Here is a 17153-nt window from a genome sequence, read left to right on the forward strand (position 1 = left end):
GCAGCCCCCGCCGTGGTCCCATGGCATATGGGCAGGCGGATGCGCGAGGGTCACCGAGGAACCGGGCCGGGAGCAATCACGCCGGACGGGTGCGCGGTCGAGCTGTACGAGCGGCTCCCCGTGGGCGACGAGCCGGACATCATCCAACGGGCGGTCCCCGCCAAGGCCCGCATCCTCGAACTGGGATCCGGTGTGGGCCGCGTGACGCATCCGCTGGTCGAGCGCGGCTTCACCGTGACTGCCGTCGATGAATTCCCCCGGATGCTGGAGCGGGTGCACGGCGCCCGGACCGTCTGCAGTCCGATCGAGGAATTGGCACTCGACGAGCACTTCGATGTGGTGTTGCTGGGGTCGTTCCTCGTCCACGCCGGTGATCCACAAGTGCTGCGGGGGCTGCTGCGGACCTGTCGACGCCATGTCGCGAACGACGGCTGCGTACTGATCCAGCGGGAGGGCGAAGGCAGGCACGAGAACCTGCCGCACGAGCGGAAGATCGCCGACGGTCTCGTTCGGGTGCTGTCCTCCGATCCGGTGGGCCCCGGTGTGCGGTCCGTCCACGTCGAATACGTCTTCCCGGACGCCCGATGGACCCAGACGTTCCTGTCGCGCCCCCTGACCACCGAGGCCTTCGAGCTTGCCTTGAGCGAGGCAGGGCTCGCCGTCGACGCCTACCTGACGGGCGACCACACCTGGGTGCGGGCCCTGCCGGTCACCGGCGGCCCGTAGCCTGCTCACGCCGGCGGGCGCGAGAAGGTCCGTCGATCCGGAGGTCGGGGCGACGGTACGACCGCGGGTGCACCCTGTCTCCCGACGCGGCGGACACGGACCGCGCGCCGGCATCGGGGGAGCCGGGCAAACGGGCAGTGCGCGTCGGTACGGTCAGCGTACGAGAGGCCGGACGGGTGGAACGGCCCTGGCGGCGCTCGCGTGTACGAGCGGCCATCGCCGTCCGTGGAGTCTCATTGGCTGCGGCCGGCCCGCCGCGCTCCCGTCCACCGCGCACCGGCCCGCCCCGGAGGCCGGCGGGAGGAGACGAGGACCGCAATGAGCGAACACGCACGGATCGACGTCCACCACCACGTGATCCCGCCCGACCACAGCCGCGCGATCGCCGACCGCGCCGCCGCCCTCGGCTGGCCGGTGCCCGCCTGGGACCGGCAGGGCGCGATCGCGATGATGGACCGCCGTTCGATCGCCACCGGCGTCCTCTCGTACGCCGCTCCGCTCGGGGCCCCCGGCGACGTGGAGGGCGCTCGGGCCACGGCCCGGGACGTGAACGAGTTCACCGCCGAGCTGATGAAGGACCGGCCCGACCGGTTCGGGAACTTCGCCGTCCTCCCCCTGCCGGACGTGGACGGAGCGCTCGTCGAAGCCGCCCACGCCCTCGACGAACTGGACGCCGACGGCGTGATGGTCCTGTCCAACGCCCACGGGCGCTACCTCGGAGACCCGGATTTCGAGCCCCTCTGGGCCGAACTGGACGCGCGGGAGGCCGTGGTCCTCGTCCACCCCACCGCGCCACCCGGAGCGATGGTCCCGGGCCTGCCCAGCCCGCTGGTGGACTTCCCGTACGACACCGCCCGCACCGCCCTGCACCTGGCCGTCGCCGGTGTCCCGGGCCGGTACCCCCGGCTGAAGATGATCCTCCCGCACGCGGGCGGCTTCCTTCCGTACGCCGCCCACCGCTTCGCGGCCGCCGCCCGGCTGCGTCCGGGCCAGGCGCCCGAGGACCTCCTGGCCGAGTTGCGGCGCTTCTACTTCGACACCGCGTTCTGCGCGGGCCCCGCCTCGCTGCCCTCGCTCCTCGCCTTCGCCGAACCCGGACACGTCCTGTACGGCAGCGACTTCCCGATGGTCCCCGAGGAATGGTGCAGCGGCTTCGACGACGGGCTGGACGAATATCCGCACTGGGAGGACGGGCAACTCCACGCGATCCACCGCGGCAACGCCGAGATCCTCTTCCCCCGCCTCGCCCGCGCCTGACCCGCGGACGCCTTTTGGCCCGGCCCGTGTTGGGGCTGTCGTGGTGGGAAGAACCAGCGCGGTCCTCAACGGGATCGTGTGGCGGGACGCTCCCGCTTGGCCTCGCGGGTGGGATCTGGTCGGCGTAGCCTGGTAGAGGCTCCTCAGGGATGACATCGCTCCTTCGTGTGTAGAGGCAGTCCGTGACCCGGTCCGTGTGCATGCGCGGAAGGACGCTGATCTCATGGATGAATCTGCGGTAACACCTCAGGAATCGGTCGAGTCTCCTCGGCAAGCGCACGATCACGGTCCTGTTGGCGCGGCGGCGCCGCACAGCTGTGGCTGCGGTGGTCGCTGCGGAGGCGGCAACGCCGAGGCGGACGTCGGGCAGCAGACAGTGGGCCTTCCCCCGTTCGTGTACGCGGTGGGCAGGATCGAGCCGCGATTCCCGAGCCTAGGAGCGGAGAAGGAGTTCGCACAGGCCACGGGACGCGCCGAGACGGCCCGCATGTCGGACCGCCAAGCCCTGCACGCGGTCCTCTCCGCCCCTCAGAACCGGTATCTCAGCAGGCAATTGTGCTACGTCCTCATGATTCGGGGCATTGATGCCTACATCGTCCAGCCCCGGGACAGCGCGGACTACAGCGTCCTCGTGGACGCGCTGGGCGCAGCGCCGCGAATGAGCGACCTTCACGTGGTGATCGGCCTGCTGAGCCCGTTCGCACCACCGGATCGATGCAACGGGCTGATGCTTCCGGTCCTGGCGTTCGACCAGATCTACGCGTTCGACACGGAATCACTCATCACCGGACTGCCCAAGCCGGATGCAGTTGAAGAGGAAGCGTTCCGGAACGCTGGTGCGGATCTGTTCGAGCGAGTGCTGGAACTCGCGGACAACGCCGGCTCCTCCGATGCGCACCGGGCCCTCAACTACCTTGCCGTCCGGTATGCGGAGATCTATGTGAAGAGTGCTGAGTCCTCCATTGCGGGACTCGCGCTGACAGCCATCGAGACACGGCCCTCACGTCTTGGTGGCTCGCGGAACATCCAGGATGTCCTCTTCTCGTACACCGATAGGAAGACGGACGTGACGGAGAAGTACTTCGTCCGGGTCGACGTCACGGAAGAGTTTCCATTCCTGGTGACCAAACTGTCCCCGTACTACGACAGGTAGAAGCGGTGGGAGGTGCTGGTGGGATGGCAGCGCCAGGCTCTACGGCTGAGGCTTCGCTCTACCAAACGACCGAGCGCTACCGCACGCCGGTAGCCGGGCTTGAGTGGACCGGTGGCGTCCTGATCGGAGAGGTCGGGTGGCTGACCCGGTGCATCAACGAGTGCCAGAATGCCCCCACAGAGTATGACGTGCCGTCGGAGTTGGCATACCCGCCCCCGAGTGAGTGCCGCTCGTGGTGCCGCCAACACGGGCGGCCGCCGCCGCTTCACTCGTCGTGCCAGCGGCCCGATGTGAAGAGCTGCGCCTGGCCCGCCGCGGACCCCCGGGAAATTCCGGTCCAATGCTGCCCCAAGTCCTATGAGTGCTGCCCCTCGGGAGCCGGATACCTCAGCGGCCTGACATGTTGTCCTCCCGGAAAATCCTGCTGTGGAGGTGACTGCTGCCCTGTGGGCCAGGCATGCTGCAACGGCACCTGCTGCAGCCCAGGGCAAGGGTGTTGCGCCGGCAGGTGTTACACCCCGGGGCAGGAGGTGTGCACCGATGGCGGGGCGTGCCCTCCCGGGCGCGTCTGCAACGGGCTCTGCTGTTTCCCCGGGCAGGACTGCATCTCCGGACGATGCTGCGGCGGTCCGGTGTGCCATGGCACCCGCCGGTGCTGCGCCGGCGAGGACTGCACCACGACCGGATGCTGCCCGAAGGACCGGGTCACGGCGTCGAACACCTGCTGCAGTGGAGTCGTGTGCAAAGGCACCGATGAGGCAGAAGGGACCGAGACGTGCTGCAGGCCCCGTGAGACGTGCGCCTCCGGCGAATGCTGTCCTGAAGGAGAATGCTGCGAGAACGGGGTGGCCTGCCCGCCCGGCAAGCATTGCGACAAAGGAAAGTGTTGCCTGCCTGGACAGCATGCCGTGTACCAGTCCAGTACGGGAAAATATCGCTGCGCCTGACGGTCGGCGATGCGAAGAGCGCTTCGACGTAACTGTCGGAGCGCTCTTTCGTGAATGCTGGGATCTATTTCACTGGGTGACTCGGTAGGTGAGGTCGTAGAGTGACCCGTCGCCTGACATGGCTTCCTTTGTATCACCCTGATCTGCCTGGAATTTGTTCGCGTAGAACACGCCGATGATGTCGGAAGGGGAAGATCTGTCCCGCTCCCACACCAGTATTTTGATCCTGTTGGTGAAGGTCCTCTGGAGATTGTTGAAACTGTGCTCGTCGCCATCCCCCATTTGCTTCCGAAATACGCTCTCATTGTCGATCAGCATCTCGCAGTCATCATCACCGATACCGGTGGTCACCCTGTGGCATTCGATCTTCAATATGCGCAGAGTTGCCATTTGTCGGCCTCCTCGGAAGGTGGGGGTATGCTTATATTGTCTGGCGTTGGTAGACGGTCTGCAACTGTGTCGCATTCGTTGAATTTGCGATGTTGTAGACAATTGAAGGAGGGTGTGGCGTGGCTCGCGACAGAAGGTGGAATGAAAATGAGCGCAGCTGCAAGGATTCCCGCCCGCTTCGGGTACAGCTGCCGGGCTTCTTGAACGAGGACATCGGCCTGGGCGACGTCGTGAAGCGCGTCACCCGTGTTGCTGTGCCCCGACCCTGCACGGGTTGCGACCGCCGCGCCGCGATTCTGAACCGGTTGGTGGTCTTCTCAGGCCGTAGCGATCGATAGCAGTGTCGCCGGGCCAGGTACGTCGGCGCGATCGGCGTCACCGAGGGATGAGACCTGAGGGGGAGGTGGGGTCTACTCGGGAGGGACGGGGCGATCCTCCTGGGAGGTGACGATCCGTCTACTGCCTCTGCATAGCCTCGGGTTCATGAACCGACGCAGAGCTGTCGCCTCAGCCGCCTTGCTCGCCCTCCTCCTGCCGCTCCCGCTCGCCGGCGCGGGTACCGCCGCCGCGGACTCGCCGTCCGCCGCCGCACGGCTCCGCACCACGGTGGAACTCCCGCGCCCCACCGGCCGTTTCGCCGTCGGCCGGGAGGACCTGCACCTGGTGGACCGCAGCCGGACCGACCCCTGGGCCGGATCCGGGCCGCGCGAGCTGATGGTCACCATGCGCTACCCGGCGCGGCGCGACACCGGCGGCCCCGCGCGCTACCTCACCGACGAGGAGGCCCGGCTGCTGCTGGTCGACCGCGGACTCGAGCAGGTCATCCCGGTCGAGACCCTGACCGGCACGGCGGGCGCCTCCCGGACCCACGCCCGCCCCCTCGCCGGACGGTACCCGCTGGTCGTGCTCTCCCCGGGCTTCACCGTCCACCGCGCCACCCTCACCGCGCTCGCCGAGGACCTGGCCTCCCGCGGCTACGTCGTCGCCTCCGTCGACCACGCCTACGAGAGCGTCGGCACCGCCTTCCCCGGCGGGCGCGTGCTGAAGTGCCTGGCCTGCGAGAAGACCGAGTCGGGCACCCCCATGCGGACGGTCAGCGACACCCGCGGCCGCGACGTGTCCTTCCTGCTGGACCGCCTGACCGGACGCCACCCCGCCTGGCGCCACGCCGGCCTCATCGACCAGAGCCGCATCGCCATGGCGGGCCACTCCATCGGCGGCGCCTCCGCGGTCGCCGCGATGGCCGTCGACCCCAGGATCCGCGCCGGGGTGAACATGGACGGCGGACTCCACACCCCGGTCCCCGACACGGGACTCGGCGGGCGCCCCTTCATGCTGCTCGGCGAGCAGAAGAGCGCCCCCGGCGACATCACGTCGTGGGACGAAGGCTGGCCCAAGCTCGACGGCTGGAAGCGCTGGGTCACCTTCGCGGACTCGGGCCACTTCACCTTCACCGACTTCCCGGCGATCGCCCAACAGCTCGGCCTCCCCGACCAGGACGCCCCGCTCCCCGGAGCCCGCTCCGTCGAGCTGACCCGGCGCTACGTCTCCGCCTTCTTCGACCAGCACCTCAAGGGCATACCGCGGCCCCTCCTCGACGGCCCGTCCCCCGACGCGCCGGAGGTCCGCTTCCACACCCCCTGAACCGCGGCTCAGACCACGGTCACCGGGTGGCGCACGACCGCGTCGAAGAGGTAGCCCTGCGTGTTGTGGACCGAGGTCTCGGGCTGCGTCCGCCCGCTCGCGTCGGTCGCCCGGGCCAGCAGCGCCGTCGCACCCGTCGTCCGCGGGGTCCACGGCAGCGACCAGCGCACCCAGCCGCCCCGGCGCGGGGCGTCGTGCATCCGGGCCCGCCGCCAGTGGCCGCCCCCGTCCGTGCTGACCTCGATGCGGGTGACGGGGGCCGCCGCCGACCAGGAACGGCCGGTCAGCAGCCGGGTCCGGTGCACCGGAACGGTGGCCCCCAGCTCCAGCTCGAAGGCGCTCTTGAGGGTCTGCCGGGTCAGCGGGGCGCTGCCCTGCGCCGGGTGCTCGGGCCCGAACAGCCGGTACATGTCGGTGTTCCACGGCGAGTACAGCGGCTCGTCGCTCACCTCGATGTCACCCACCCACTTGATCGAGGAGATCCCGACCCAGTCCGGTACGACGAGGCGCACCGGACCGCCGTGGTCGGGCGGCAGCGGCTGCCCGTTCATCTCGTAGGCGAGCAGGACGTCGTCCAGCGCCTTCGCCACGGGCAGCGGGCGGCGCACCCGGCCCAGGTTCACCCCGTTCGCGATCACCTCGTCGTCCAGCCCGCTCGGCAGCACGTCGACGGCGCCGCGGGTCACCCCGGCCAGCCGCAGCACGTCCGACAGGCGCGCCCCGCGCCAGCGCGCGACCCCGATGGCGCCCAGGGTCCATGCGGTGCCGGTCACCGGCTGCCCCTGCTGCGTGGTGTAGAAGCTCCGGCCGTTGCCCGCGCACTCGATGAACAGCGTCCGCTCGACCGCCCGCAGGGCCCGCAGCCGCTCGTACGAGAACTCCACCGGGCCGCCCGCCAGCCCGTCGCCCCACACCTTCAGCCGCCACCCGCCCGCGTCGACGCGCGGGGTGGAGGTGTGGTTGCGGACGAAGAACCGGTCGATCGGGGTGAGCGGGCCGGTGCCGCGCAGCGCCGCGAAGTTCGTCTCCGCGTTGGTGCCGCGGAGCGTGAACAGCTCGGGCGGCAGCGGTTTGACGGTGACGGGGCCCGCGGCCGCGACGCCGGCCGGGTTCGGGGCCGCCGCGGCCGGCGCGCCCGTGGCCACGCCCAGGGATCCGGCGGCCGTCCCGACCGCGAACAGCTTCAGCAGATCGCGGCGGTCCACTCCGGCGGAGCGGGCACGGCCGCGTGTCCACTGCCGCAGGCGCGTGCGGTCGTACCGGCTCTCGTCCGACAGGTCGACGGGCATGGTGGGATTCTCCTCGGTCGTGGTTCCCGACGGACCGTAGAGGTCCGGGGCGAGCCGCGGGAACCTTCCCAGGGCGATGGCCACGCACTCGAAACACTGCCGCAACGGCCGATTACCGCTGGTCGGCGGAGATTCGGCAGGATGTGGGGCATGACCGAGATCCGTACCCCCCGCCTCCTCCTCCGCCGATGGACCGACGACGACCTCGTCCCCCTGTCGGAGATCAACGCCGACCCGGAGGTGATGCGCTGGATCGGTGACGGGTCCACCCTCGACCTGGACGAGACGGCCGAGGAGATCGAGCGCTGGGAGGAGGAGTGGGACGACGAGGGCTTCGGGCTCTTCGCCGTCGAGCTCCTCGGCTCCGGTGAGCTCATCGGTGCGGTCGGCCTCTCGGTCCTAGAGAACCTGCCGGACGCCCGCGCGGACGTGCAGATCAGCTGGCGCCTCGGCCGCCAGTACTGGGGCCAGGGCTATGCCTCCGAGGCCGCCCACGCCACCTTGGAGTTCGCCCTCCAGGACCGCGGCCTGGACCGGGTCGTCGCGATCAACCGGATGAGCAACACCGATTCCGAGAACGTGATCCGCAAGCTGGGCATGGTGATGGAACGCGACACCACGGACCCCCGGTACGAGACCTCCGTGCGGGTCCACGGCATCGACCTCACCGAGTACGAGGCCTGATCCCGCCGTCCCGCATCAGCCGATCGGCCGACCCCGGGGTCGACCGGACCGCTCCCGGGCTCCGTCCGGCGGGCGGACCGGCCGCGGGCTGCGGCGCGGCGAGCATGGACCGGGGGAGCGGGAGGGCGTACGCGGCCCTCCCCGCCCCGGAGCCGAGAGGGACACCATGAACGCGCACGACCGACTGCTCCTCGACGGCGCCCGCCGCGGCGACGCGGCGGCGGTGAGCGCCGCGCTCGCCGCGGGCGCCGCCGTGGAAGCCCGCGACGAGCAGCTGCGCACACCGCTGCTGCTCGCCGCGCTCGGCGACCACCTGGCCGCGGCCGGGGTACTGCTCGCCGCCGGAGCCGACCCGAACGCCCCGGACTCCCGCGAGGACAGCCCCTGGCTGGTCACCGGCGTCACCGGCAGCGTCCGGATGATGCGCCTGCTGCTGCCCGCCGGGCCCGACCTGAAGCAGCTCAACCGCTTCGGCGGGATCTCCCTCATCCCGGCCGCCGAGCGCGGGCACACCGCGTACGTGCGGGCGGTGCTCGACGAGACGGACATCGACGTCGACCACGTCAACCGGCTCGGCTGGACCGCCCTGCTGGAGGCGGTGATCCTCGGCGACGGCGGCCTCCGCCACGAGGAGGTCGTCGCCCTCCTGCTCGCCGCCGGAGCCGCTCCCGAACTGGCCGACCACGACGGGGTGACCCCGTACGAGCACGCCGTGCGCCGGGGCTTCGGGGGCATGGCGCGGATCCTGCGCGCGGCCGGGGCCGGAGGGGACGGCGGGGCGGGCGGGGACGGCGGGTCCGGCGGGGCCTCCGGGGCTTCCGGGAACGAGCCGGGGACCGGGCGGTGAACCGCCGCGCACGGGGCGCCCGTACCACCCTCGCGGCGCTCGCCGCGGCCCTGCTGCTGTCCGCCTGCACACAGGACGGGAGTTCGACGGGGTCCACGACCTCCTCGACCCCGCCGGCCTCCGCGACGCCGAGCCCGGCGCCGTCCGCCGCCTCCCCGCTGCCGGCCACCGCGCCGACCCCGCAAGGGCTGCTCCTGACCGCGGACTTCGGGGCCGACACCGTCACCTTCGTGGACCCGGAGCGCGGAGCGGTCGCCTCCGTCGCCGTGGGCCGGGCCCCGTACGGACTGGCCGTCGGCGCGGACGGCCGCGCGTGGGTGGCCACGGCCGAGGGCCTCGCCGTCGTCGACACCCGCACCCGCGCCCTGCTCGCCCGCGTCCCGTACCGCACCGCCACCGGCCCGGTCACCGACGGCGAGTACCGCGGCGGCGGCATGGGCGTCGCGCTCTCACCCGACGGCGCGCACGCCTACGTCGGGGTCAACGTCCCGGGCACCACCGGCGTCCTGGAGGTCGTGGACACGGCGACGCGCCGGGTCAGCGCCGTCGTACCGGTGGGCCGGCGCCCCTTCGACGTGGACGTCTCGACGGACGGCGCCGAGGTGTACGTCACCGGCCACGACTCCTTCGACGTCACCGTCGTGGCGGCCGCCTCGCTGCGGCCCCGGCGGATCGAGGTCGCCCCGTACGGCACCGAGGGCGGGCTCGGCTCCTGGCTGAAGCCGCACTACGCCGCCGTCCGCCCGGCCGACGGGAAGCTCCTGCTCCCCTTCGAGGGCGAGCGGCTCGCGGTGGTCGACCCGCGGAGCGGCCGGACCACCGTCGAGCCGATGACCGCGGACACCCACCAGCACGGCGCCACCGTCACCGCCGACGGCCGGCTCCTGGTGGTCGGTACGGGAGCGGTGGAGCCCGGCACGGGCAAGGGCCCGTCGCTGACGGTCCGTTCCCCGGACGGCGCCGAGCGGGTGTACCCGCTGGAGGGCCCGCACGAGGACGTGGCCGTGTCCCGGGACGGCCGGACCGCGTACGTCACGGGCGGCTACACCCGCGACGGTCACTGGAACGGCATCACGGTCGTCGACCTGGACACGGGCGCCGCCCGCCGCCTCCCGGCGGGCACCAGGCCGCTCGGCATCGCCGTCCTCTAGATCCTTTCCGGGCGCCCCGCTCAGGTGGGCGCGGTCCCCGGGGCGCGGGCCGCGCCGCCCCGGCGGACCGAGGCGAGGGCGGCGGCGTGCAGGGCGGCCGGATCGCCGTGGTGGGGGAGCGGGCTGCCGGAGAGCGTGTACCACTCGTCGGCGCCCTCGTACTGGATGTCGAAGCGGACCAGGTCCCCGGCCACGGCGGTGGTGCACAGGGTGAGCGGGCCGGTGATGACGCCGACCTCGTCGGTCATGGCGCCGCCCGGCCCGGGAGTCACCCGGTCCTGCCACCGCCGGTGGTGTGCTCCGGTCATGAGGCGCAGGTGTCCAGCATCGTGGTGAGCATCTTCTTCTCCGGTTCGGTGACGGTCAGCCCGTACGTGGACTTCACGGTGGTCCAGGCCCGTCCGTACTGGCACCAGCTCGCCTTGTCCGGCGGCTGCCACAGGTCCGGGCTCTGGTCACCCTTGGAACGGTTCGAGGCCGCCGTCACGGCGAGCAGCTGGGGGTTGGTCAGGTCGTTGGCGAAGGCCTTGCGCTTGGCGGCGTCCCAGCCGGCCGCGCCGGAGCGCCACCCCTCGGCGAGCGGGACCATGTGGTCGATGTCCATCTTCGCGGCGTCGGTGACGACCGCCCCGTCGTACAGGCTCTTCCAGTTGCCGGACACCGCCCGGCACTCCCCGTCCCGCTTGACGCCGGAGCCGTCGCGCTCCAGGACCACCTCACGGGTGTCGCACTTGTTCCCCTGTTGGGCCCAGTGCGTGAACTTGTCCCGGCTGTAGCCGGCCATCGTGCCCACCGGCGCCACCTTCAGCGCCGCCAACTGGGTCCGCGCCACGGCAACGGTGACCATTCCCGGCAGCACGTCCCCGCCGCCCGGCTTGGAATCCGGCTTCGAGTCCGGATCCGCATCCGGGGGCCGCACGGTCCGCGTGGCCGACGGCTTCGCGTCCCCGCCGCCCGGCGCGTCCGCACCGGAGCAACCGGCGGCGCCCGCCGCCAGCAGCACGGCCGCCAGGACCGCACCCGGCACACCTATCTGACGTCCCATAACCCCACCCCTGCCCGGCCCCGCGTCGCAACTGTCCCCGGAAGACTACCCAGAACCGGACATAAAACCGGATGCGGACCCTCCGGCGGGCGTTGTCAGTGCGGCTCGCTAGTCTCCCGGCATACCGCAGCTCAGGGGGGTCAGTTCCCCCCTGTCCGGGCTGCGCGGAACCGGATGCGACAGGCGGAGGGGCACGGGCTGATGGCATGGCTGGCGGCGGGCGAGGGGTACGAGATCGCCCTGGTGGAGGGACGGGTGGTGGCGAGGTCCGCCACCGGCCGGACGGCGGGACGGCAGTTGAAGACGCTGCCGAAGGCGCTGAAGGACCATCCCGAGGTGGACCGGCTGCGCCGGCTCACCGAATGGCTCGACCGGCACGAGGCCGCGTGCGTCGCACAGGTCGACGCCTGGATGGTGTCCTCGCTGCCCGTACCGACCGAACTGCTCGCGCGGGTCTGGCCGGACGAGGCCTGGCAGCACGCCCTGCGCGACATGGCCGTCGTCGGCGACGACCCGGACGAGGTGGGCTTCCTGCGCGACGCCACCGCCTCCGGTGAACTGAAGGTGGTCAACCTCGACGGCGAGACCGTACGGCTCTCCCCGCGCACGGTGACCCTGCCCCACCCGGTGCTCCTGCCGGACCTGGACGACGTACGGGAGTTCGCGGCCGAGCTGGGCATCGTGCAGCGGGTCGAGCAGATCCACCGCGCCACCTGGCAGAAGCCGGACGGGCTCACCGCCACCGCCACCGAGGTGCGCGACTACGCGGGCGGGGTCTTCCCCACCCGCTTCAGCCTCGCCGCCCGCGCCACCGCCCTCGGCTACCGCGTCTCCGGCGGCTACGCCACCTGCAAGGTCAGGGACGCGGGGGCCGGCGCGGAGGCCGCCGTGTGGATCGGCGAGCCCTACTACGAGGACGAGATGACCACGGGCGCCCTCAGCTGGCACGACGAGGACGGCCGGACCGTACCGCTGGCCACCGTCGGACCGGTCGCCTGGTCCGAGGGCATGCGGATGGCCGCGGCGCTGTACGCCGGGCGCAAGATCGAGGAGGGCGGGGACGCATGAGCACCAACCTGGGGGACACCGAGATGAACACGGCCGAACTGCTGCTCAAGGCGGGCGCCGTACTGCCGCACGACACCAAGGGCGCCGGCCCCACCGCCGTCGCACTGACCGCCCGCTCCTACCGCCACCCCGGGCTCGGCGACGACCGCGTCGTCGTCCGGCTCTCGCCCGCCGAACTCGGCCCGGCCGAGGACCTCGCCGCCGGCTTCCTCGGACTCGTACGCGACGAGGACGAGCCCCCCGTCGTCGGCCTGAGCCGGCGCCAGGCACTCGGCTTCCCCGAATGGGTCCTCGTGCACCACCCCGAGGACGGCCACCACGCCCTCGCCGTCGTCCCCGAACTGGACCGGATCGCCCGGCAGGCCAAGACCAAGCCCAAGGCCGCCCTCGACGCCTGCCAGGAACTCGCCGACCGCCTCGCCGCCTCCGTCCCGCACTTCCTGCCCGTCTTCCACGAGCAGGCGGCCCGCGTCTTCCTCGCCGTCGAGAACACCACCTACGCCGCCCAGCTGTTCGGCCGCGCCCGCGCCGCCGAAGCCCAGTACGGCCTGGCCATCGACGAGGACCGCCTCGACTCCGTCTTCCTCGAATTCGCCCTGGCCGGCGCCCTGCCCGTGAAGGTGCTCACCGGCTACGGCAAGGCCCTGGCCGGCCGCGTCACCCCCGCCGAGGCCCACGAGCGCTTCCGCCGCCTGTGCGTACGCCGCACCGCCGGCGGGCTGCCGCCCTCCGCCCAGGCCGTCGTCGAGCTGCGCCGCCTCGCCCGCGCCGCGGGCCTGACCGGAACCGAGGCCGAACAGGACTACCTCGCCGAACTGCTGCCCCTGCCCGCCACCCTGCGCGCCGCGGCCGGCTGGTGGAAGGCCCACCGCGCGGCCCTCGTCGCGCTCGCCCAGCGCCGTCCCGACGTACGCGGCACGCTCCTCGGCCTGACCCCGCCCTCCGGTGAGGAGCTCACCACCCTGTGGCTGGACATCCTCGAGGAGTCCGGCGCCACCGCCGGACTGACCAGTGAGGAACCGCCCGCCGAGCAGCGGTCCCCCGACGGCGCCGCCGGCTGGCTGGAACGCTTCCACGCCGCCCGCCACGGCGGCTGGGGCGTGCGCCCCGCCCTCACCGCCCTCCTCGACGTCGTCGAGCGCTGCGCGGAGCAGCTGCGCACCGAACTCGCCCGGCCCGGCCGGGAAGCGGGCCTGCGCATCGGGGTCGAGGACGCCGACCTCCTCGACCTGCTGCTCGCCCTGGAGATCCCGGTCGCCGACCCCGACCCGGACCCCGAGAACAAGCGGCACCGGCACGACCAGCTGAACCTGACCGGCTGGGCCGACTCCGACCAGCGCCGCGACCTGCGCGCCCTCGGCGCCGACCCGCGCTTCCACCCCGCCTTCCGCCGGGCGCTGAACGCCCTCGGCGGCGGCGAAGGCCCCGACGTCATCCGGCGCGTCGCCGAGTCGCCCGGCGGCCGCCCGCTCCTGACCGAGTGGATGCGCGAAGTCGCCCGCGCCTCGATCGCCGCCGGCCTGCCCGGAGTGCCCGACGCCATCCAGCGCCTGACCTGGCTGCCCGCCGAAGCCCTCGAACTCGCCCCCGAGGAAGTGGCCGCCGCGGCCGCCGCCGACCTCGCCGAAACCCTCGCCCGCACCCTGCGCGGCGGCCTCTTCGAGGAGCTGGCCTGGCCCTCCTGGGAGCGCGCCCTCGCCGAACTGAGCCCCGGCCAGAGCCACCGGGGCCTCACGGTGACGGAAGCCTGGCCGTACCTGATCGTCGCCAACGAGACCGAGGTCCGCGTCCTCGACGCCGACTCCACCGTCCTCACCCACGACCTGCGCGTCCCCGCCGGATCCAATCACCGGCACGCGTTCCACTACGTCGACGGCGACCTGCTGGTCTTCTGGTCCGCCTGGAGCACCAACAGCACGGAGGGCTACTGGCACTCCGCACCCCAGAGCGTCTTCACCCTCGACACCGACCGCAACCACTGGTCGCTGCGCAGCGACCACATCTCCCTGCCGCTCCCCGGCGGCGGCCGCGCCACCGGCGGCGGCGTCCTGCACCGCGGCGACACGAAGCTCCCCGACGAGCGGCCGCTGCTGTCCGACGGCACCTCGTACTGGGTGTGGCAGCGGCGCGACGAGAAGAACGAAGCCGGCTGGCTCGAGTACGACCCCGCCGGCGCGGCCTACGGCCGGACCTCCCTGCCCGGGTTCTTCGCCGACGCGCTGCGCACCCACCCGGAGAACGCCCGCCGCAGCGGCCACTCCAACTGGCTGCGCCCGGCGCCCACCGTGGCGGGCTCCGTGCTCGGCGCGCCCGCCGACGGCCTGCTCGGCTGGCGCACCGTCCGCATCCCCGGCCACGGCTGGGAGGGGACCGACACCGGCGGCCGCAGCGTCACCGTGCCCGAGGGCCGCGACATGCCCCTCGCGGCGCTCGCCTTCCCCGGCGACGACCGGCCCCGCGCGCTGACGCAGCACTGGCAGGAACTGAGCATCATCGACCCCGACGGGGTGGTCACCGCCCGCTCGCGCGGCGACCACCGCCGCCGCTCCGACTTCGGCACCGGCAGCGTGGACCTGCCGCCGCTGTCGCACTGGTACGCCCTGCGCCCCCGCGACACCGAAGGCTCGGCCGCGCTGCGCGCCGCCGACCGGGAGACCGTCGCCGCGCTGCTCAAGGCGGCCGCCGCGGCCGAGAAGGTCACCGACCTGCCCGGCCTGGTGAGCGCGGCCCTGCCGCAGGTCACCGCCCCCGAGCTGATCGGCGGCATCGTCGAGGTGCTGCGCTTCACCCTCACCCAGCAAAAGGCCCTGGACCAGGTCGCCGCCCGGCTCCACCCGGACGACACCCCCGCCGAGGAGCGCGAGCACGGCCCGAGCGACGGACTGCTCGGCGACGCGCTGAGCGGACTCATCGGCTACGGGTACCGCCGCTGGGGCAGCGACCAGGACGGCGCCCACCACATGCTGAGCCGACTCCGCGCCGCCTGCGCGCGGACCGACGAGGCCGAGGTGCCCGGCAGGCTCCACTTCGACGTACCGCCGCTGCCGCACTACACCTTCTCCTGGACTCCGTTGCTCGACGAGCCCGCCGCCGTCGCCTACCGCGCCTCCACCGTGTCCGCCACCGACGAACAGCGGGCCGCCCTCGTCAGCCTGCTCGGCTCGGTCGACGCCCTCGGCCTGGCCTCGGCGGAGGGCTCCGCCGACCGCTGGCGCCGGGTCCTGATCCACCTCGACCGCCCCCACCTGACCGGCCCCGACGGCCTGGCCCGCGACCTGTACCACCGCGGCCTGCTGCCGCTGGGCGGCGGAGCCGTCCTCGCCCTGACCGAGCACGCCGAATCCGTGTCCCACGGCCACGAGTTCGGCGCCCTGCTGCACGACCCCACCGGCCGCTTCACCGTCCCCGGCCCCTACACCGTGCGGGGCCAAGCCCCCCTCGGCGACCGCGCCCGGGGCGCCGGCTGGCTGGCCGACTTCCTCGCCGCGGTCGCCGAACACGGCCCGGTCCCCTTCCACCAGGAGGCCGCGGAGGAGTTCTCCCGGCTGACCGGAGTCTCCGGCGCCCTCGCCCGCCTGGTGATCGCCGGACTGCCGCACATCGACACCTACGAGCGCAACTTCCTGCCCACGGAGCTGCGCACCGCCCTCGGGGTCAAGGCCCCCGACGCGGCCCACGCCCGCGACGAGCTGAAGAACCTCGACGTCGAGGTGCGCCGCGCCGTGGTCGCCGCCCTGCTGCCCGCCGATCCGGCGCAGCTGTGGAGCGAGGGACCCGACGCGGCCGCCGCCGCGGAGGTGTGGAACCGGCGCGTGGGCCGGCGTACCCGCGTACCCGACTGGCTGGCCACCGAGGTCGCCCGCGCCGTCGGCCGCGGCTGGGCCGCGCACCGGGGCCTGGGCGCACTGCTCGACCCGGCCGCCTCGCGCGAACTCTCCGTCGACGTGGCCTGGGCGGTGAAGGGCGACCACGTGGAGCCCCGCGAGCCGGCCACCAACGCGTTCACCGCGAGCGTCCTGACCGGGACGGTGGCCACGGCGGCCTGGCTGGCGCACCGGCTGCCCGCGGGAGACCCCGTACGAGCGGCCCTGCCGCCCGCCCTGACCGCCGTACGACAGCGGCTCGCCGCGCCCGAACTGCTCCTCGAACTCGGGCACTACACCAGCCTTCCCGACTTCCGGAAGGCGGCCGGCACGCCGACCGAGACCGGCGAGGGCTACGAGCGCTACGGCGCGGTCGTCATGGCCACCCACGACGACCAGCCCAAGCCCGCACTGCACCCGGCCCTGCTGGACTCCACCGGATCCGACCCGTACCTCCCGGCGCTGCGGGGCGCCGACCAGCGGCCCTCCGCCGTCGAGACGGCGCTGCGGACCGTCCACGACCCCCGCTTCGCCGCCCTGCTCGCCGACCCGGGCGCCCCGGCGGCGGGTGCGGTGGACGCCGACGGCACCTGGTGGCCGCAGGACCCGAGCCGCTCCGTCCCCGAGCTGGTCGAGGAGGTGTCCGCCGCGCACGGGCTGGGCGCCGACGCGGCCACCCTGTACCTCGCGCTGCTCGCCATGCCCGATCCCACCGACCGCAACACCGCGCGGTGGACGGGCTGGAAGCCGGCCCGCCTCAAGGCCGCCCGCGCCGAACTGGCCGCCACCGAGCTCGTGGTGTCGGCCGGCCGCACCCGCGCCGGGCGCTCGCTGTTCCTGCCGGGCGGATGGGCCGAGATGGCCTCCCCGACGCTGCCGGTGGAGCAGTGGAAGCTGCCGATGTACGGCCTCGGCGCCGGCGAGCGGCCGCTGCTGGGCGTGCTGACCCCGGCCGAACCGGCCGCGGACCTCTACCGCCGGGCCTGGCAGCGGGTCCGGGAGGGCGACGTCCCGCGCTTCGAGGAGCTCAAGGTGAAGCGCACCCGCGGCCGCCGCCGCTGAACCACCGGCCGTCCCGGCCCGCTCGGC

The 17153-nt window shown here is 72.9% G+C and carries 13 protein-coding genes; 9 read left to right on the plus strand and 4 right to left on the minus strand.

Annotated features, from left to right (window positions below):
- The first annotated feature begins 39 nt into the window (after positions 1 to 39).
- From AB0D29_RS11075 to AB0D29_RS11085, 3 genes are all read left to right on the plus strand, one after another.
- Positions 40 to 726: a class I SAM-dependent methyltransferase gene (locus AB0D29_RS11075; RefSeq protein ID WP_362853316.1), complete on the plus strand. Its 687-nt coding sequence runs from the start codon at positions 40 to 42 to the stop codon at positions 724 to 726.
- 318 nt (positions 727 to 1044) lie between these two features.
- Entirely contained in the window at positions 1045 to 1983 is a 939-nt protein-coding gene (locus tag AB0D29_RS11080) for an amidohydrolase family protein (protein WP_362853318.1), read from the plus strand.
- Between the two features lie 403 nt (positions 1984 to 2386).
- The gene (locus AB0D29_RS11085) at positions 2387 to 3136 is read left to right on the plus strand and encodes a hypothetical protein (RefSeq protein WP_362853319.1); all 750 of its coding nucleotides are present in this window, start codon (positions 2387 to 2389) and stop codon (positions 3134 to 3136) included.
- 1016 nt (positions 3137 to 4152) lie between these two features.
- Here AB0D29_RS11085 and AB0D29_RS11090 read toward each other — a convergent pair.
- Positions 4153 to 4473, minus strand: coding sequence for a hypothetical protein (locus tag AB0D29_RS11090; RefSeq protein WP_362853321.1), 321 nt, complete (start codon positions 4471 to 4473; stop codon positions 4153 to 4155).
- A 483-nt stretch (positions 4474 to 4956) separates the two neighbouring features.
- Between AB0D29_RS11090 and AB0D29_RS11095 the strand changes: the two genes are divergently transcribed.
- On the plus strand, positions 4957 to 6117 hold the full coding sequence (locus tag AB0D29_RS11095; RefSeq protein WP_362853323.1) for an alpha/beta hydrolase: 1161 nt from the start codon (positions 4957 to 4959) through the stop codon (positions 6115 to 6117).
- A gap of 8 nt (positions 6118 to 6125) precedes the next feature.
- Here AB0D29_RS11095 and AB0D29_RS11100 read toward each other — a convergent pair whose 3' ends face one another.
- Positions 6126 to 7406 (minus strand): sulfite oxidase, encoded by a 1281-nt coding sequence (locus AB0D29_RS11100; RefSeq protein WP_362853324.1) that lies wholly within the window; start codon positions 7404 to 7406, stop codon positions 6126 to 6128.
- A 150-nt stretch (positions 7407 to 7556) separates the two neighbouring features.
- Here AB0D29_RS11100 and AB0D29_RS11105 point away from each other — a divergent pair, with 150 nt between their 5' ends.
- The 3 genes from AB0D29_RS11105 (at position 7557) to AB0D29_RS11115 (ending at position 10088) form a co-directional block, all read left to right on the plus strand.
- Positions 7557 to 8090: a GNAT family N-acetyltransferase gene (locus tag AB0D29_RS11105; RefSeq protein WP_362853326.1), complete on the plus strand. Its 534-nt coding sequence runs from the start codon at positions 7557 to 7559 to the stop codon at positions 8088 to 8090.
- A 166-nt stretch (positions 8091 to 8256) separates the two neighbouring features.
- Complete coding sequence (locus tag AB0D29_RS11110) at positions 8257 to 8937, plus strand: ankyrin repeat domain-containing protein (RefSeq protein ID WP_362853328.1); 681 nt, start codon at positions 8257 to 8259, stop codon at positions 8935 to 8937.
- A 53-nt stretch (positions 8938 to 8990) separates the two neighbouring features.
- Positions 8991 to 10088 carry a YncE family protein gene (locus AB0D29_RS11115; RefSeq protein ID WP_362853611.1) on the plus strand — a complete coding sequence of 366 codons (1098 nt, stop codon included), beginning with the start codon at positions 8991 to 8993 and terminating at the stop codon, positions 10086 to 10088.
- A gap of 20 nt (positions 10089 to 10108) precedes the next feature.
- Here AB0D29_RS11115 and AB0D29_RS11120 read toward each other — a convergent pair whose 3' ends face one another.
- Both AB0D29_RS11120 and AB0D29_RS11125 read right to left on the minus strand, forming a co-directional pair.
- Positions 10109 to 10396, minus strand: a complete 288-nt coding sequence (locus AB0D29_RS11120; protein WP_362853329.1) for a hypothetical protein — start codon at positions 10394 to 10396, stop codon at positions 10109 to 10111.
- On the minus strand, positions 10393 to 11133 hold the full coding sequence (locus tag AB0D29_RS11125; RefSeq protein ID WP_362853330.1) for an HNH endonuclease family protein: 741 nt from the start codon (positions 11131 to 11133) through the stop codon (positions 10393 to 10395). The genes AB0D29_RS11120 and AB0D29_RS11125 overlap by 4 nt, the downstream gene beginning before the upstream one ends.
- A gap of 201 nt (positions 11134 to 11334) precedes the next feature.
- Here AB0D29_RS11125 and AB0D29_RS11130 point away from each other — a divergent pair, with 201 nt between their 5' ends.
- Positions 11335 to 12201: a DUF4132 domain-containing protein gene (locus AB0D29_RS11130; RefSeq protein WP_362853332.1), complete on the plus strand. Its 867-nt coding sequence runs from the start codon at positions 11335 to 11337 to the stop codon at positions 12199 to 12201.
- Positions 12198 to 17126, plus strand: coding sequence for a DNA-binding protein (locus AB0D29_RS11135; protein ID WP_362853334.1), 4929 nt, complete (start codon positions 12198 to 12200; stop codon positions 17124 to 17126). Before AB0D29_RS11130 ends, AB0D29_RS11135 begins: the two co-directional genes overlap by 4 nt.
- Positions 17127 to 17153: the final 27 nt, after the last annotated feature.

It is taken from the genome of Streptomyces sp. NPDC048424 (genome assembly GCF_040651555.1).
GTDB lineage: Bacteria > Actinomycetota > Actinomycetes > Streptomycetales > Streptomycetaceae > Streptomyces.